We start from the raw sequence: 17945 nt of genomic DNA on the forward strand, positions 1-17945 counted from the left end.
GAGGAGAGACTATGACCCAGATTCTGATCGCAGGCGGCGGGATTGGCGGTCTTGCCACCGCCATCGGCCTTGCGCGAAAGGGGATCGCATCAACGGTGCTGGAACGATCCGCCCGGATGGGCGAAATTGGCGCCGGTATCCAGCTTGGCCCGAACGCCTTTCACGCCTTTGACTATCTTGGCGTGGGCGAGGCCGCGCGCGCCATCGCCGTCTATATCGACAGCCTGCGGCTGATGGATGCGATCGGCGGGCAGGAAATCACCCGTATCCCGCTGGACGATGCGTTCCGGGCGCATTTCGGCAACCCTTACGCGGTGATCCACCGGGGCGATCTGCACGGCATCTTTCTGAAGGCCTGTCAGGATCACCCGCTGGTCACGCTGCGCACCAGCGCCGAGGTGACGGGCTATGAACAGGATGGCGGCAGCGTGACCGCGATCCTGAAATCAGGGGATCGGGCGGTGGGCGATCTGCTGGTCGGCGCGGACGGGCTGTGGTCCGCGATCCGCAAGCAGGTGGTGGGCGACGGCGCGCCGCGCGTGTCGGGCCACACGACCTATCGTTCCGTCATCCCGACCGAGGACATGCCCGAGGATTTGCGCTGGAACGCCGCGACCCTTTGGGCCGGGCCGAAATGCCATATCGTGCATTACCCGCTGAAGGGCTGGAAACAGTTCAACCTTGTCGTCACCTATCACAACGACGCGCCCAGCCCCGAAAACGGCGTCCCCGTCAGCCATGACGAGGTGCGCAAGGGCTTTGAACACGTGGCCCCCGTCGCGCGGCAGATCATCGACCGCGGGCAGGACTGGAAACGCTGGGTGCTGTGCGACCGGGAACCAGTAACGAAATGGATCGACGGGCGGGTGGTTCTGCTGGGCGACGCCGCCCATCCGATGCTGCAATATTTCGCCCAAGGTGCCTGCATGGCGATGGAGGATGCGGTGGCGCTGTCCGCGATGCTGGACCAGTACGCCGACCACGATCAGGCGCTTGCCGCCTATCAATCCTTGCGCAACCTGCGCACCGCGCGGGTGCAGTTGCAATCGCGCGAAATCGGCCAGCATGTTTATCACTCCGCAGGCGCACATGCCGAATTGCGCAATGCTGTCATGCGCGCGAAATCTCCCGCTGACTGGTATGAGGCCGTGGGCTGGCTTTACGGCTCGACAGGGCTGGAAGGGGCGGTGTCACCGCAGTGGCGGGCTGGCTGAACCGTTTGTGGCCAGCGGCGGGTGTGTCCGCCGCTGGTATGGTTTCGGGCGCTCAGTAACCGACCGTTGCCGCTCCGGCACGGCGGGGGTCGGATGCGCCAAGGAAGAACCCGGTTTCGGGGTCGAGCATCACTGATTGGGTGGAGCCCATGACCTCTTGCAGCGACAGCACATGGCCCTTGGCCTGCAAGGCGCGCTGGGTGTCAAGGCTGATGCCTTCCTCGATCCGCAACTCGTCGGGCAGCCATTGGTGATGGATGCGTGGGGCGGTGCTGGCCTCGGCCACGTTCATCTTGTGGTCGATCATATTCATAATGACCTGCAACACGGTGGTGATGATCCGCGCACCGCCGGGGCTGCCGGTGACAAGCCAGACCTTGCCATCCTTGTTGACGATGGTCGGCGTCATGGAGGACAGGGGCCGCTTGCCCGCCTCGACCGCATTGGCGTCGCCGCCGATCAGGCCATAGGCGTTAGGCACGCCCGGCTTGGCCGAAAAATCATCCATTTCGTTGTTCATCAGCACACCGGTGCCTTCGGCCACCAGACCCGAGCCATAGGAAAAGTTGATCGTATAGGTGTTGGAAACCGCGTTTCCGTCCTTGTCGATGATCGAATAATGCGTGGTCTGGTCGCTTTCATAAGGGGCCAGATCGGCAGGCTTTATCAGGGCCGAGGGCGTGGCGAACCCGGCGCTGATCTTATCGCGCATGGCTGCCGCGTATTCCTTGGACATCAGCGCATCCACCGGGACATCGACGAAATCCGGGTCGCCCAGATATTCGGAACGGTCGGCATAGGCCAATTTCATGGCCTCGGCCATCAGATGCAGGGTCTCGGAGCTGTTCTCGCCCAAAGCGCCGATAGGATAGCCTTCCAGCGCGTTCAGAATCTGGATCAGATGCACCCCGCCTGAGGACGGCGGCGGCATCGAAACGATCTCATAGCCGCGATAGGTGCCGCGAACGGGGTCGCGTTTGATTGCCTTGTATCCGGCAAGGTCGTCGGGGGTCATATTGCCGCCGGCTTCGGTGACGGAACGGGCGATAGCCTCGGCCACTTCGCCCTTATAGAAACCGTCCGGGCCTTCGGCTGCGATCTTTTTCAGGGTGTTGGCAAGATCAGCCTGAACCAGCGTATCGCCGGGGCGATACAGCTCGCCGCCGTCCTTATAGAAAATCTTTGCGGCGGAATCATAACGGGTCAGGCGTTCCTTCATCGCTTCCAGACTGTCGGCAAGGTCGGGGGTGACGGTGATGCCATCCTCGGCCAGCCTGATTGCGGGGGCGATGACATCGGCCCAATCCATGCTGCCGTATTCATCCAGCACCATCCGCATCCCCGCAACCGTCCCCGGCACGCCCGAAGCCGCGCCGCTGTAGCGCGACAGGTCGCTGTCGGCATCGCCGTCCGCGTTCAGGAACATATCGCGGCTGGCCCCTGCCGGGGCGATTTCGCGGTAGTCGATGGCGTGGGTCTCGCCGGTTTCGGCGTCATGTACCAGCATAAAGCCGCCGCCGCCCAGATTGCCCGCGCGGGGCAGTGTCACCGCCAGCGCAAAGGCGACCGCAACGCCCGCGTCCACCGCATTGCCGCCCTGCGCCAGAATATCGCGCCCGACCTCGGCGGCGACGCGCTCTTGTGCGGAAACCATGCCGTTTTCGGCCCAAACCGGGTGGATTCGGTCCATGCCAGAATAAATCGCCGCCTCTTGCGCGCCCGCAGGCAGGGCGATCAGCCCGGCCATGGCTGCCGCAAAGCCCTTGCGGCGAAGATGGTGAATGAACATGCGCGTCTCCCTCCTTTATGTCTGTGGTTAATGCAGCATCATCCTGCCCATAGGTCAACCGCGACAGCAAAACACCCCGGCGCGGGCCGGGGTGTCTGGGGTCATATGTGGCCCGTATCAGGCCCGTATCAGGGGCGAACGGCGGTGACTTCCAGTTCGACCAGCCAGCCGGGGTTGACCAGCGCATCCACGACCATGGCGGAACGCACCGGCAGGTTCGGTTGCGCCTCGGTACCGAAGAACTGGGTATAGCCAGACATGAAACCGGCAAAATCGACAGCGCCGCCTTCGGGTGCGACAAGGAACGCCTGCATCTTGATGATGTCACCGACGCCCATGTCCATGCTTTCCAGTTGTGCCTTGATGCGGTTCATCACGCTGACGGTCTGTTCCTCCATCGTGCCGAACGCCTCGACGCTGCGTGGGTCGGCGTCGGCGTTCAGCACGGCGGGGACGGTGCCGGACAGGTAAACGGTGGTCTTGCCCGCCGGAACCTCGACCGCTTGCACGATCGGGAAATCGGAATCCGGGATCGGATGGCGGGTGATGTCCTGCGCGGCGGCAGAGGTGGCGGCGCTGGTCAGCAGCAGCGTGGCGATCAGGGCGTTCTTCATGGGTTTTCCTTTCAGGTTAACGTGCGGCCGAGACAGTTTCGGCGGTTGCGGGGGCTTCGGCATAGTCATTGCCGAAATGGGTGCGGATATAGTTGACGACGACGGCGACCTGTTCATCGTCCAGCATCTCGCCCACGGGGGGCATGGCCTTCTGGCCGTGAACGATCAGGTGGATGGGGTAATTGGCATGGGCGAGGTTTTCATTCCCGGCCAGCGCCGGATAGTGACCCGCGCCCGTCGCGCCCTGACCATCGGGCATATGGCAGGCGGCGCAGACGGCGCGATAGATGGTTGCGCCATCGGCTTGGGTCAGCCGGGCCGGGTCCGCGAACCAGCCTGTCGTATCGGGGCGGTCCTGCGCCATGGCGGGGGTGGCCAGCAGCGCGGCCAGAAGCAATGCGTATTTCATGGCGTTCCCTTCAGCTTTCGGTGACGATGGCGTGCAGGCGGGTTACGGCGTCCAGCGAGGACAGGATCGCGCCCTCCATCCATGCGGGCAGGTATGAGATATGTTCGCCGGCCATCAGGGTGCGGCCATCCATAGCGGTGGCGTCCATGTAATCGGCGTCGCGGTCCTTCCAGATACCATAACAGCCCATGGTCCATGGCACCCGATGCCAGCCGACGGCAACGCCGGACAGGAACTCGTCAGGGTATTGCGGATGGATCTGGCTGCCGTAACCCAGCGCCTTTTGCACCCGTTCTTCGGCGGGCAGGGCGTTCCACTGATAGGCATAGGCGCCCCAGGGATAAGCCCCCAGCAGCACCCCCGGCCCGTCGCTGAAGAACCCGGTCGAGGGATAGGAAATCAGCGTGATAGGCAGGTCGGTATAGCTGATGCCGCCATAGATATGTTCATCCTGTTCCCAGAAACGGCGCTTGAACTCCAGCCCGACCTTGAAGGCGGAATCATAGGCCATGCCGTCGATGATCCCGGTCATGCGCGGGCTGAAATCGTGGTCGATCTGACCAAGGACAGAAAACGGGATGGTGCAGATGCAATAATCCGCGGTTTCGGTGGTCTCGGGGCCGTCGCCATTGGCCGGAACCCATGTCGCGGTCACGCTGTCGCCGTCATGGCGGATGCGCGTGACCTTGGCGTTATAGGTGATGAGATCGCCCACCTGTGCTTCAAACCCTTTGGCGATCATGTCCATGCCGCCGACCGGCTGGAAGATCGTCGATTGGAAATGCAGCCCGTCGCCTGCCGTCAGCCGGTTCCACAACTGCGATTGCAGCACCACCGACAGCGGGTGCGGCTCGGACGGTTCCGGCTTGCCGCTGGCACCGCCGCCCTCGGGCTTGGCAAAGCCGCGATAGGACGAGGTGTCCTCGCTTTTGACATAGGCCAGATCGTCGTTCAGCGTGCCGTAGCGTTTCAACGCCTGCACCAGCAGGGCGGCGTCATCCTCGGTCACGGTGGCGTCCAGCGCGCCCTGATCCACCACCTTGGCCAGCAATTCCGCGACATGGCCCCGGAAATCGGTCGAGATTTCCTTGAACCGTTGCGGCTGGCCGTCAAAGGCCCCGCTGTTGTGCAGATAGGCGTTGTAATTCACCTGAATGAACGGTTCCAGCTTGACCCCGAACCGTTTGCAGTAATCCAGAACGGCGAAGTGATCAGAGGGGATGCGCCACGGGCCGGGGTTGATATAGTTACCCTCGGCAAAGGTGCAGGTCTGGGTGAAACCGCCCAACTCGGTATAGGTATCGCCGCCGCGAATGGTCCAGCAGCGCCCGCCCGCCTTTTCGCGGTATTCCAGCACCTTGACCTGATAGCCCGCGTTGCGCAGCTCGAACGCGGCGGTCATCCCGGCCAACCCGCCGCCAAGGATCAGCACGCTGGTGCCTTTGGCATCGCCTTGCAGGTTCAGCTGCCCTTTCCAGGTGGATGGTTGCGCAAGGCCCATTGCGCTCATGGCGCTATACATCGCGGCGGCCCCTGCGACCGTCCCGATCATTCCCAGCAGCGACCGCCGGGACATCCCTTCTGCGTTGAACGTCATTCTTCCCCACCTGTCAAAGCGGCCTTTCCGGCGGCTTGTGTTGTCCTTTGGGTCAGAAAGAGCGGCGCGGGTGGGGAAGGTAAATGAAACCGGGGCTGCAAAAGCGCGGAAAACCGGATATGTGCAATTTATACGCTTGGCTGCATCTGCGTGGTTCATGCCTGCCGCTGGTGGGGCAGTCCCGGATTGGTGATGCAACCAACGTCCGGCCTGCGGGTTGGGCCCGATCCATATGTATGAGGTCGCCATGAACCGTCGTCTGTTGCTGCAAAGCTGTGCCGCCCTTGGTCTGCTGTCGGTGCTACCGCCGTTGCGGGCTGAGGCCAGTGCCGGGGTTGGGGCTGCCGCGCCCGCCGCCTTTGATCCGCAGGGGTTCAAGACCCTGACCACGAGCATCACCACCGATAAAGGTGCGGTCCGTGTGACCTATCGCTTCTGGTCCTCGGTGGTTTATGTCGGTGCGCCGGTCGATGCGGCCTATCAGTCGATGAATATTTCCGTGCCGGTGCAAATCGACGGGCAGGATGTGGACGCCAGCACTGCGCCGGTGCTGTTTGCCAATGCAGTCGGCGGCTATATGCCCTCGATGACGGCAGGGGCGCCGGGGGTGGGAGAGCGTTCGCCCGATGCGCAGATGCCGGTTATGCCGCCTGCGGCGGATGGTGCGGCCCCGACCTTCAGCAGCGCGATGATGGCGCGGGGGGAACAGGTGTCGCTGCCCAAATTGGGGCTGGCGGCGGGGTTTGTCGTGGTCGAGCCGGGTGCACGGGGCCGCACGCTGGTCAATGCAGAGGATGATTATTACGGTGTGGCCCCGGCGGCGATCGTGGACCTGAAAGCCGCGCTGCGGTTTTTGCAGGCCAACCGGGGCGTTATTCCGGGGAATATGGACCGGATCGTATCCACCGGCAGCTCGGCGGGCGGGGCGCTGTCGGCCCTGCTGGGGGCCAGCGGTAACAGCCCGGATTACGACGCGCTTCTGGCCGAGGTTGGCGCGGCGCAGGGCAGCGACGCGGTTTTCGCCGCCGGTTGCTGGTGTCCGATTACGGATCTGGACCATGCCGATATGGCCTATGAATGGAACTGGGGCGCGAACCCTTATGACGGTGCGCCGGTGGATGCGGCGCTGTCCGGGGAACTTGCGCAGGGTTTCGCGCCCTATCAGGCGGGACTTGGGCTGACCACGGGCGACGGCCAGCCGCTGACGGCGGACAATTACGCCGATCACCTGCTGGATGCCTTTATCCGCCCCGATGCCAGCGCCACGCTGGCCGCGATGGATGAGGCCACGCGCAGCGCATATCTGGCCGCGCATCCGCATATCGGCTGGCAGAACGGACAGGCGGTGCTGGATTGGCCGGGCTTTCTGGCCCATGTCGGCACGCGCAAGAAATCTCTGCCCGCCTTTGATGCGTTTGACCTGTCAGCGGGCGAGAATAACCTGTTCGGGCGCGACAAGGTGCCGGCACGGCATTTCACCAACTGGTCGCTGCGGCAGGCCAGTGGCGATCCGCAGGCGGTGATTGATGCCGACCTGCCCCGCACGCTGGAGCTGATGAACCCAATGCCTTATCTGGCGGCGGAAAATCCGGGCCGGGCGCGGCATTGGTGGCTGCGTGTCGGGACCAGCGATACCGACACGTCCCTGACCGTGGTTGGCAATCTGGACGCGCAGGCCCGCAAACTGGGCGATGCGGTCGATACGCGGCTGTATTGGGATCAGGGCCACGGCGCGAATATCGACGCCGCTGCGTTCATTGACTGGATGCGGCAGATTACCGCCTAGGCGGTGCCATGGCCTTTGTGACGGTGCATAAAACAAGAGGAAATGACATGAACAAGATCAGCATGAACCGGCGCAGTCTGATGATGATGGCGGGTATGACCCCGCTGCTGGCGTCGGTCCCGGCCTTGGCGCAGGGGGCAGGGGTGGCACCGTCACAGGGCAGGGCTATGACCATCCGTCTGGGCCAGTTCGGGGTCAGCACCCTGCTGGGCGGTCAGAGTATGCGCCCGAATCCGATTGAAACCTTTGGCGTTGGTGCCGACCCCGCCGCGTTTGAGGCTGTCAGCACCGATAACTTCCTGCCCTCGGACCGCGGCGGCAGCTCTTATACCATGACGCTGGTGAAAACCCCCGAGGCCCTGCTGCTGTTCGATACCGGGCTGGCGGCGGCGGACAGCGTGGCGGCGCTGGCGGCGGCGGGATACCAGCCGCAGGATGTGACCCATGTCGTGCTGACCCATATGCACGGCGATCATGTCGGCGGGCTGACCGAAGCAGGCCAGCCGGTTTTTCCCAATGCCGAACTGATCGTGCCAAAGGCGGAAAATGATTACTGGGCCGCGAATCCTTCGGAAGCCTATACGACCCATGTCGCGCCGCTGATCGGGGCCGCGCGACAGATCGGGCCGGGCGATGAAATCACCCCCGGCATTACCGCCGAGGCCGCCTATGGGCATACGCCGGGCCATACCACCTATCTGCTGGAAAGCGAGGGGCAGCGCCTGTTGATCTCGGGCGACAGTTTCAACCATTTCGTCTATTCAGTTGTCCGCCCTGACTGGCATCTGCGGTTCGACATCGACAAAGAGGCGGCTGTCCAGACGCGCCGGGCGGTGCTGGCACGGCTGGCGGCGGATCGTATCCCCTTTATCGGCTATCACATGCCTTTTCCGGCGCTTGGCTATATCGCGGATGCGGGGGATGGCGGCTTTCGCTATGTTCCCGCAAGCTATCAGTTCCAGGACTGAAATCTGCCTGTTTGTTCAGCAGGTTGAATATCCGGCCTGCTGAACCGATCTGTCCTGTTGCAATGTTTATCCTGCCCGCTAACCTGACCCGAAATAACAACAGGGACAGATTATGGCTGAACAACATACCGACGACAGCGACACGCTGCGTCCGGTTCCGGCGGGTATGAAAAGCTGGGGCTGGTTTGCGATTTTCAATATTTGGGCGAATGATGTGCAATCGCTGTTCGGCTATACGCTGGCGGCTTCGCTGTTCATTTCCTATGGGGTCAGCGGCTGGACCGCTTTTGCGGCGCTGATTGCCGCCGGGCTGCTGGTCATGGTTCTGGTCAACCTGTCTGGTGCGGCGGGCGAGCGTTACGGCATCCCCTATCCGGTCTTTGCCCGTGCCAGCATGGGCACGGCGGGATCGAAGCTGCCTGCCATTCTGCGGGCGGTCGTGGCGGTGTTCTGGTATGGGGTGCAGGTCTATTTTGCCTCGACCGCGCTGGCGCTGCTGATCCGCTCGGTGACGGGCTGGACCGGCGGGGCCGAGGTCTTGGGGCTGACCGGCATCGACTGGTTCAGCTTTTTGCTGGTCTGGTTCTTTCACATCCTGATCTTCTGGCGTGGCATGGGCTGGGTGGAAACCTTCCTCAATATTGCCGGGCCGTTCGTCTATCTGGTGATGATCGGGCTGGTTATTGTGCTGTGGCAGCGCGCGGATGGTCAGCTTCTGGCCGCCACCCGCACGATTTTCGCCAACCCGGAAGGCACATGGGGCGACGAGATCCGGGGCTTTTTCGCCATCATCGGCACGATGGTCGCCTATTTCGCGGCGGTGATGATTAACTTCAGTGATTTTTCCCGCTTTGCGCGGGACAAGCGGGCGATGCTGCTGGGCAACCTTGCCGGGTTGCCGTTCAACATGATCCTGTTTTCGGCGCTGGCTTTGCTGACCACGGCGGGCGCGGCGGTGGTCTTTGGTGAAGCGATCATCAACCCGACCGAGATCGTCGAGCGCACCGACAGCGTGCTTCTCAGCGTGATTGCGGCGATCACCTTTTTCGCGGCGACGGTGGGCATCAATCTGGTGGCCAATTTCATCCCGGCGGTGAACGGGATTGCCAACCTTGCGCCGGGGCGGATCAGCTTTCGCGCGGCGGGGCTGGTGACATCGGGCTTTGCGCTGGTGATCGGCGGGCTGTGGGTCAGTTTCATCAGCCAGTTCGGCATCGGCGGTTTCGTGAACACGCTGGGGGCTACGCTGGCGCCGCTTTATGGGATTCTGATCGTGGATTACTACCTGTTGCGCGGGCAAAAGCTGGACCGTGACGATCTGTATGACCTGAAGGCCGGGCGCTATCGCTATGGCAACGGCTGGCATGATGCGGCGCTGATTGCCTTTGGCGCGGCGGCGGTATTTTCGGTTGCAACCGTCTGGGTGCCGGCGTTGGAGGCGCTGTCGGGCTATGCCTGGTTGCTTGGTGCGGCCTTTGGCGGGGCGATTTACTATGCGCTGGCCAAAGGGCGGGTCGACGTCTGAAGTCAGCGGGCCTGAATGGAAAGGGCGGGGATTGTCCCCGCCCTTTGTCTTTACGCGGCAGCCGGGGCGGCCACGGGTTTCTTGACCACCATCAGCGCGACGGCGGATACAAGGGTGCCGACCAGCATGGCAATGATGAACCCCATCAGATTCGTGACCGCGTTCGGGATCGGCAACACGAACACCCCGCCATGCGGCACCCGCAGGGCGACACCCATCACCATGCACAGCGCCCCGGCAATGGCCGACCCGGCGATCAGCGACGGGATCACCCGCAGCGGGTCGCGCGCGGCAAAGGGAATCGCGCCCTCGGTCACAAAGGCCAGACCCAGAACGGCGGCGGCGTTGCCAGCCTCGCGTTCCTCGGGCGTAAAGATCGAGGGGCGCAGTTTTGTCGCCAGCGCAAGGGCCAGTGGCGGGGTCATGCCGGCGCACATGACGGCGGCCATCGGTTCATGCACATTGGCGGCGATCAGCGTGGTGCCAAAGGCATAGGCGGCCTTGTTGATCGGCCCGCCCATATCGACAGCCATCATGCCGCCGAGCAGCAGCCCAAGGATTGCGGCGGATGATCCCTGCATCCCGCGCAGCCATTCGGTCAGCGCGGCCAGCGCCTGCGCCGTGGGGCCGCCGACGACGTAATACATCAGCAACCCGGTGATCCCCGTGGCCAAAAGCGGCAGGATCAGCACCGGCATCAGCCCTTGCAGCGTCTTGGGCAGGCGGATGATGCGGGTCAGCGCCAGCACGGTGTAACCGGCGATGAAGCCCGCCACGATCCCGCCCAGAAAGCCCGCGCCGATGGTGCCTGCGATGACGCCGCCGGTCATGCCCGGCGCGATACCGGGCCGGTCGGCAATCGAATAGGCGATGTAACCGGCCAGTGCCGGAACCATCAGCGTAAAGGCTCCGTTTGCGCCGATCTGGAACAGGGTCCAGCCGAGGGTGCCTTGATACTGGTCCTCGTAAACGTAAATCCCGCCCAGCGCGAAGGCGATGGCGATCAGCAGACCGCCTGCCACCACAAAGGGCAGCATAAAGGAAACGCCGGTCATCAGGTGCTTGTAAACGCCGACTTTTTCCTTTTCGGCGGGGGTGTCCGAGGCGGTACCGGCCTGCAACCGCGCCTCGGCCTGCGCGCGCTGGATCAGGGCGGCACCGTCGTTGATGGCAGGTTTCGTGGGGCTGGTGAACACGCGCTTGCCCGCGAAACGGCCCAGTTCCACCTGCTTGTCGGCGGCAATGACCACCAGATCGGCGGCGGCGATTTCATCCGCCGTCAGCGCGTCCTGCGCCCCCACGGACCCCTGCGTTTCGACGCGGATCGTGTGGCCCAGCTTTTTCGCACCCTCGACCAGCCCTTCGGCGGCCATGAAGGTATGCGCAATGCCGGTCGGGCAAGAGGTGATGGCGACGATTTTCAGCGGGCCATTCTTGGCCGGTGTGGCGGTGGGGGACGCGCCGCCCGCAGCCGTTGCCAGCCGGGCAACAACCGCGCCTGCGTCATGCAGGATGTCCTCTTTCGTGGCGCGGGTCTGCGGCAGGCTGGCAAAGCGGCCATCATCCACGGCGTCATCGACCAGCAACACCGCCCCGGCCCCGGCAATGGCCGCCGGGTCCAGCGGGTCGGATATGCCGTCAGCGGTGACGATTTCGACATCAAGATGGTGGCCCTGTGCCTCGGCGGCCTTTTTCAGCGCCTCACGCGACAGCACCGCATGGGTGTCTCGGTGCCGGGTTCCGACCACGGCGATAAGGTTTGACATCATGTCCTCCTGTCAGGCCCCGGCGATCCAGTCGGCTACGGGGCGAGGGGTGATCTGGCTGGCAAGCGTTCGGACGGTCTCGACCGAGGGCAGATGCGGGCCGGGGTTTTGCAGTTTCGCGCCGGAAAAGGCGGTGGCCTGACGGGCGAGGTCGGGCAGGGCCAGCCCTTCGGCCAGCCCGGCGGTGATACCCGCCACCATTGCATCGCCCGCGCCGACGGTGCTGCCGGTGGCCAGCGTGACCGGGGCGACCTGCACACCGCCGTCGCGGGTCAGGAACACCGCGCCGTCAATGCCCAGCGAGATCACCACCAGCCCGATACCGCGCGCCACCAGCGCCTGCCCCGCCGCGACCAGATCGGTGCGGTTCGACAGGTCGGTGCCGGTGTAGTCCTGCAATTCGTGCTGGTTGGGCTTGATGACATGGGGCAGAGCGCGGGCCTCCAGCGCGGCTTTCAGCGGTGCGCCGGATACATCCAGAACCACCTGCGCCCCCTGCGCGATCAGCCCGGCGATCAGGTCCGAGGTCGCCCCCGCCTGTAACCGTGCGGGTTGGCTGCCGGAAACGACGACCAGCCCGCGCACATCCGCAAGGCCAAAGCGCAGGCGATAAAGCGCCTCGGCATCGCCGTCGAAACCGGGCAGGTTAATGTCGGTGGTGCGCCCGTCGGGTTCGACGATCTTGATATTGGTGCGGGTTAGACCTGGCACACGCACCATCTGATCGGTGATATGCTTTTGCGCGAAAAGGGCCTCGAAACTGTCGGTATTTCCGGCGCCAAGCAGGCCATGCACCGTCACCGGCAGTCCCCAATCCGACAGGATCGAGGCCACATTCACCGATTTGCCGCCGGGATCGGTGCGGGTGCCGGTGGCGCGGTTCACTTCGCCCACCACCAGCCGGTCCAGCGTCACGGTCTGGTCCAGCGCGGGGTTCAGGCCGACGGTGTGGATCATGCCAGCTCCCCCGCCAAGGCCCGCACCGCCGCCGCATCGGGCGCGGACAGGGCGCGTTCCGCCAAGGCCCGCAGCGCGGCCAGATCGGCATTGCGCAGCCGGTCCTTGACCGCCGGAATGTCGCGCGGGGTCATCGACAACTCATCCACGCCAAGCCCCGTCAGCAGCGCCGCGCCGAATGCATCGCCCGCGATCCCGCCGCAGACGCCAACCCAGCGGCCATGCGCATGGGCGCCCTGAACCGTCTGCGCGATCAGTTTCAGCACGGCGGGGTGCAGGCTGTCGGCCTCCGGGGCCAGCACCGGGTTCTGGCGGTCGATCGCCAGCGTGTATTGCGTCAGGTCATTGGTGCCGATGGAAAAGAAATCGGCGTGCTGCGCCAGTTCCCCGGCCAGCAGCGCGGCGGATGGCACCTCGATCATAATGCCCAGCGGCACGGCGGGCGCGTCCAGTTCGGCGCGGATCTGTTCGCAGGTCTCGCGCAGCGACAAGAGTTCCGCGGCAGAGGTAATCATCGGGAACATCACATGGATGTCGGCCCCGTCCTTTGCCGCGCGATAGAGCGCCCGCAGTTGTGGCACCAGCAGTTCCGGGCGGCGCAGCAACAACCGCGCCCCGCGCACGCCAAGGAACGGGTTTTCCTCGCGTGGCAGGTCCAGATAGCTGACCTGTTTATCCCCGCCGATATCCAGCGCCCGGATCACCAGTTGCCGCCCGCCCATGGCGCGGGACATGTCGGCATAGGCGCGATACTGGTCATCCTCGGTCGGGCTGGCGCTGCGTTCCAGAAACAGAAACTCGGTCCGCATCAGGCCGACGCCCTCGGCCCCCTGCTCCAGCGCGAAAGCCGCCTGTTCGGCAAGGTTGATATTCGCGCCGATGGCGACCTGATGGCCGTCGCGGGTGGTGGCGGGCAGGGCGCGGGCCTGCGCGGCATGGGCGCGCTTTTCGTCCTCGGACGCGATAAAGGCGCGGGCGGATTGCAGGTCGGCATCCGATGGCGACAGATACAGCCGCCCGCCGGTGCCGTCGATAATCGCCTGATCGCCGTCCTTTAGCCGGGTCAGCGCCGCACCGGCCCCGACCACGGCTGGCAGGCCAAGCGTCCGCGCCAGAATCGCGGTGTGCGAAGTCGGCCCGCCCTGTGCCGTCACCAGCCCGGCGATCCGGTCCGGGTCCAGCCCGGCGGTGTCGGTGGGGGTCAGGTCATCGGCAATCAGGATGGTGCCGGGGGCGACCTCGGCCGGGGTCGCACGGGCCAGATCGGGGTCGATCAGCGCCAGCACCCGCTGCCCCACATCGCGCAGATCCACCGCCCGGCCCGCCAGCACGGCATTTCCCACGGCGGTCAGTTGCGCGGCGGTTTCCTGCACTGCCGCGTTCCACGACCAGGCCAGCCCGTGACCCGCCACCAGTTTCTGCGAGGCCAGCGTGACCAGCACCGGATCGTTCAGCAACTCGGCCTGCGCCCGGAAAATCCCGGCGTCGGATTCACCCAGACGCCGTGCGGTGTCATCGGCAAGCGAGCGCAACTGCTCCCGCGCACGGGCCAGCGCGTCATGCAGGCGGTCGGCGGCGCTGGCCAGATCGGTCGGCGTGTCGGGAATATCCACCGTGCCGGATTCCATCCGGTGCAGCGTGCCGATCGCCAGACCGGGCGAGGCCGACACCCCGTCCACCACATCGCCACCATCGACCGGCACCCAACCACCCGTGGCGGCGGTCGCGGCGCGCTTTTCCTCGGCCCGCGCGGCATCGGCCTTTTCGCGGGCGGACAGGCGGGTGATGACCACGCGCAGGGTGGACAGCGCATCCGCCGCATCCGCGCCATCGGCGGAAACCGTCACGGCGTCACCGGGTTTCAGCCCCAGTTGCAGCAGGTCGATCATGTTGCGGGCATCCGCAGCCTCGGCCCCGTGGCGCACGCGGATACGGGCGGCAAAGCGGCGGGCGGTTTCGGCCCATTCGGTCGCGGGGCGGGCGTGCAGGCCGGTCGGGTAATCCACTACCCAGTCAAAGGATTGCGCGAAATCGGTCGCCGCCTCGCCCACCGGGACAGGGGCCTCGGCCCCGCTGAGGGCGGCAACGATCTGCGCCTTGTCCTCGGTGACGGCCAGCATCTCGACCCGCGGTTCGTCCTGCATCAGCCGGGTCAGGCGGCGCAGGATACCGATATGGGCATCCGAGCGCGCGGCAATCGCCACCACCAGATGCGCCCGCTGATCGTCGTTCCACGCCACGCCGTCGCGCACCTGCAACACCGCGATACCGTCGCGCAGGATCATGTCGCGGTCCTCGACCATGCCGTGCGGGATGGCGATGCCCTTGCCCAGATAGGTGTTCGAGGTCGCCTCGCGCCGCAGCATACTGTCCTCGAACCCCGGCTTCAGGCAGCCGGCGGCGGTCAGCAGCGCGGTGGCCTGACGGATCGCATCGGTTTTATCGGTGGCTTTGGCATCAAGCTGGACCAGCTCGCGCGGCAGAATATCCAGTTCACTCATCCGGGCGTCCTCCTCGGGTGTCCAAATTGGATTTTTCTTAGCGGAATTGTCGGGGTGTTTCCACATGCCCCGCGCAGGTTGCGGCAATCAGGCTGCGTGGGCATCAATATCTTGTGGCAAAGCCGTGACAATCCGGTGCGGACGCACTATAAGATGCGGGCAAAAGGCAGGATTTACACCGCATGAGCGACAACCCCACGCCCGGCGCCGAATATGGCGCGGATTCCATCAAGGTTCTCAAGGGACTAGAGGCCGTGCGCAAACGGCCCGGCATGTATATCGGTGATACCGATGACGGCTCGGGCCTGCATCATATGGTCTATGAGGTCGTCGATAACGGCATTGACGAGGCGTTGGCCGGTCATGCCGATTTCGTGCGTGTGGTGATTCACGCCGACAGCAGCGTTTCGGTGCGCGACAACGGGCGCGGCATCCCGGTGGACATGCACCCGACCGAGGGCGTTTCCGCAGCCGAGGTCATCATGACCCAATTGCACGCGGGCGGTAAGTTCGACAGCAACAGCTATAAGGTGTCGGGCGGTCTGCACGGGGTCGGTGTGTCGGTGGTGAACGCGCTGTCCGACTGGCTGGAACTGCGCATCTGGCGCAACGGCAAGGAACACGTTGCCCGGTTCGAGAATGGCGAAACCGTCGAGCATCTGCGCGTCGTCGGTGATGCGCCGGGCGAAAAAGGGACCGAGGTGCGGTTCCTGGCCTCGTCGCGGGAAAATCCGCAGGGCGGGACGTTCAGCAACCTCGACTATGTGTTCAAGACGCTGGAAACCCGCCTGCGCGAGCTGGCCTTTCTGAACAGCGGCGTGCGCATCATCCTTGAGGACGAGCGCCCCGCCGAACCCCTGCGCAGCGAGCTGTTCTATGAAGGTGGTGTGCGCGAGTTCGTCAAGTTCCTCGACCGCAGCAAAACCGCCGTCATGCCCGAGCCGATCTTCATGCAGGGCGAGCGCAACGGCATCGGGGTCGAGGTGGCGATGTGGTGGAATGACAGCTACCACGAAACCGTGCTGCCCTTTACCAACAACATTCCGCAGCGTGACGGTGGCACGCACCTTGCCGGTTTCCGGGGGGCGCTGACCCGCGTTATCACCAAATACGCGCAGGACAGCGGCATTGCGAAAAAGGAAAAGGTCGATTTCACCGGCGACGATGCCCGCGAAGGGCTGACCTGCGTGCTGTCGGTCAAGGTGCCGGACCCCAAGTTTTCCAGCCAGACCAAGGACAAGCTGGTGTCGTCCGAGGTGCGCCCGGCGGTCGAAGGGCTGGTCGGTGAGAAACTGGCCGAGTGGTTCGAGGAAAACCCCGGCGAGGCCAAGGCCATCGTCGGCAAGATCGTCGAGGCCGCGCTGGCCCGCGAAGCCGCCCGCAAGGCCCGCGAACTGACGCGGCGCAAGACCGCCATGGATGTCGCCAGCCTGCCCGGCAAGCTGGCCGATTGTCAGGAAAAAGACCCGGCGCTGGCCGAATTGTTTATCGTCGAGGGTGACTCGGCGGGTGGTTCGGCCAAACAGGGCCGCGACCGTAAAAATCAGGCCGTGTTGCCCCTGCGCGGGAAGATTCTGAATGTGGAACGGGCGCGGTTTGACCGGATGCTGTCCTCGGATCAGATCGGGACGCTGATTACCGCGCTTGGCACCGGCATTGGCCGCAGCGAGTTCAACCTCGACAAGCTGCGCTACCACAAGATCGTCATTATGACCGACGCTGACGTGGACGGCGCCCATATCCGCACGCTGCTGCTGACGTTTTTCTTCCGTCAGATGCCCGAGCTGATCGAGGCGGGCCATCTGTATATCGCCCAGCCGCCCTTGTATAAAGTGGGTCGCGGCCGGTCCGAGGTCTATCTGAAAAACGAGGCCGCGCTGGATGATTACCTGATCCAGCAGGGGATCGACGGGGCCAGCCTGCGGCTTGCCTCGGGCGAACATATTGCCGGGCCGGATCTGGCCCGCGTGGTCGAGGAGGCCCGCGCGGCGCGGCGTGTCCTGCGCGCCTATCCGACGAACTACCCGCCGCAGATCACCGAACAGGCGGCGATTGCCGGGGCGCTGGTTCAGGGCCGGATCGACAGCGACGCGCAGGGTGTGGCGGCTGACGTTGCCGCGCGGCTGGATATGGTGGCCGAGGAATACGAACGCGGCTGGTCGGGCCGCCCGACGCAGGATGGCGGTATTCGCCTGTCGCGGATGCTGCGCGGGGTCGAGGAAAGCCGCCTGCTGGACGGCCCGATGCTGCGCAGCGCCGAAAGCCGCCGCCTTGGCGCGATGACCGACACGCTGCGCGAGGTTTATGCCGAACGGGCCATGCTGGTGCGCAAGGACCGCGAAACCCCGATCTTTGGCCCGCTGTCGCTGCTGTCCGCGATTTTCCTTGAGGGCGAAAAGGGTCTGTCGCTGCAACGCTATAAGGGTTTGGGCGAAATGAACCCGGAACAGCTTTGGGAAACCACGCTGGACCCGGCAGCCCGCACCATGCTGCAAGTGCGGATCGAGGATGTGGCCGACGCTGACGACCTGTTCACCAAGCTGATGGGGGATGTCGTCGAACCCCGGCGCGAGTTCATCCAGTTGAACGCGCTGAGCGTCGAAAATCTGGATATTTGACCCTAAAAGGACATGAATATCACACGTTTGGGGCGAGTCCTGCTGCTGCGGACTCGCCCTTTAGCGTCGGTTTTGTGTTGTTTTGGTTACGGAAATAGCCTGATTTCATAGCCTTGTTGGGTTTTCAGCGATGTTTCTGCTGGACTGTGGCATATTGCACATATCCATTCTGATTCGCGCATTGGCCCGGATCTTATTTTC

Annotated in this window: 12 protein-coding genes; 5 read left to right on the forward strand and 7 right to left on the reverse strand. The window is 64.3% G+C overall.

Going from position 1 to position 17945, the window contains the following annotated elements; translation table 11 throughout:
- The first annotated feature begins 11 nt into the window (after window positions 1-11).
- Window positions 12-1214 carry a 3-hydroxybenzoate 6-monooxygenase gene (locus tag Q4G24_RS05805; RefSeq protein WP_303365564.1) on the forward strand — a complete coding sequence of 401 codons (1203 nt, stop codon included), beginning with the start codon at window positions 12-14 and terminating at the stop codon, window positions 1212-1214.
- Window positions 1215-1266: 52 nt separating this feature from the next.
- Here Q4G24_RS05805 and ggt read toward each other — a convergent pair whose 3' ends face one another.
- The 4 genes from ggt to Q4G24_RS05825 all read right to left on the reverse strand — a co-directional run bounded on the left by ggt (window position 1267) and on the right by Q4G24_RS05825 (window position 5623).
- The gene (ggt, locus tag Q4G24_RS05810) at window positions 1267-3003 is read right to left on the reverse strand and encodes a gamma-glutamyltransferase (protein WP_303365565.1); all 1737 of its coding nucleotides are present in this window, start codon (window positions 3001-3003) and stop codon (window positions 1267-1269) included.
- A 128-nt stretch (window positions 3004-3131) separates the two neighbouring features.
- Window positions 3132-3617 (reverse strand): RidA family protein, encoded by a 486-nt coding sequence (locus tag Q4G24_RS05815; RefSeq protein ID WP_303365566.1) that lies wholly within the window; start codon window positions 3615-3617, stop codon window positions 3132-3134.
- 16 nt (window positions 3618-3633) lie between these two features.
- A complete protein-coding gene (locus Q4G24_RS05820) occupies window positions 3634-4026 on the reverse strand; it encodes a cytochrome c (protein WP_303365567.1) in 393 nt (130 codons plus the stop codon).
- Between the two features lie 10 nt (window positions 4027-4036).
- Window positions 4037-5623 (reverse strand): flavin monoamine oxidase family protein, encoded by a 1587-nt coding sequence (locus tag Q4G24_RS05825; protein WP_303365568.1) that lies wholly within the window; start codon window positions 5621-5623, stop codon window positions 4037-4039.
- Window positions 5624-5870: 247 nt separating this feature from the next.
- On the opposite strand from Q4G24_RS05825, the gene Q4G24_RS05830 reads away from it, so the two are divergent.
- From Q4G24_RS05830 to Q4G24_RS05840, 3 genes are all read left to right on the forward strand, one after another.
- Window positions 5871-7409, forward strand: a complete 1539-nt coding sequence (locus Q4G24_RS05830) for a subtype B tannase (protein WP_303365569.1) — start codon at window positions 5871-5873, stop codon at window positions 7407-7409.
- Window positions 7410-7456: 47 nt separating this feature from the next.
- Window positions 7457-8377 (forward strand): MBL fold metallo-hydrolase, encoded by a 921-nt coding sequence (locus tag Q4G24_RS05835; RefSeq protein WP_303365570.1) that lies wholly within the window; start codon window positions 7457-7459, stop codon window positions 8375-8377.
- Between the two features lie 112 nt (window positions 8378-8489).
- A complete protein-coding gene (locus Q4G24_RS05840) occupies window positions 8490-9902 on the forward strand; it encodes an NCS1 family nucleobase:cation symporter-1 (protein WP_303365571.1) in 1413 nt (470 codons plus the stop codon).
- Between the two features lie 50 nt (window positions 9903-9952).
- Here the strand turns inward: Q4G24_RS05840 and Q4G24_RS05845 are convergent, their stop codons facing one another.
- Genes Q4G24_RS05845 through ptsP form a run of 3 tightly spaced genes read right to left on the reverse strand, consistent with a single transcriptional unit; the run spans window position 9953 to window position 15126 of the window.
- Window positions 9953-11668, reverse strand: a complete 1716-nt coding sequence (locus tag Q4G24_RS05845; protein ID WP_303365572.1) for a PTS fructose transporter subunit EIIBC — start codon at window positions 11666-11668, stop codon at window positions 9953-9955.
- Window positions 11669-11680: 12 nt separating this feature from the next.
- Window positions 11681-12625 carry a 1-phosphofructokinase family hexose kinase gene (locus tag Q4G24_RS05850; protein WP_303365573.1) on the reverse strand — a complete coding sequence of 315 codons (945 nt, stop codon included), beginning with the start codon at window positions 12623-12625 and terminating at the stop codon, window positions 11681-11683.
- Window positions 12622-15126, reverse strand: coding sequence for a phosphoenolpyruvate--protein phosphotransferase (gene ptsP, locus Q4G24_RS05855; RefSeq protein ID WP_303365574.1), 2505 nt, complete (start codon window positions 15124-15126; stop codon window positions 12622-12624). The genes Q4G24_RS05850 and ptsP overlap by 4 nt, the downstream gene beginning before the upstream one ends.
- A gap of 182 nt (window positions 15127-15308) precedes the next feature.
- Between ptsP and gyrB the strand changes: the two genes are divergently transcribed.
- Entirely contained in the window at window positions 15309-17744 is a 2436-nt protein-coding gene (gyrB, locus tag Q4G24_RS05860; protein WP_303365575.1) for a DNA topoisomerase (ATP-hydrolyzing) subunit B, read from the forward strand.
- The last annotated feature ends 201 nt before the right edge of the window (window positions 17745-17945 follow it).

It is taken from the genome of Paracoccus sp. (in: a-proteobacteria) (assembly GCF_030538695.1).
Taxonomy (GTDB): domain Bacteria; phylum Pseudomonadota; class Alphaproteobacteria; order Rhodobacterales; family Rhodobacteraceae; genus Paracoccus.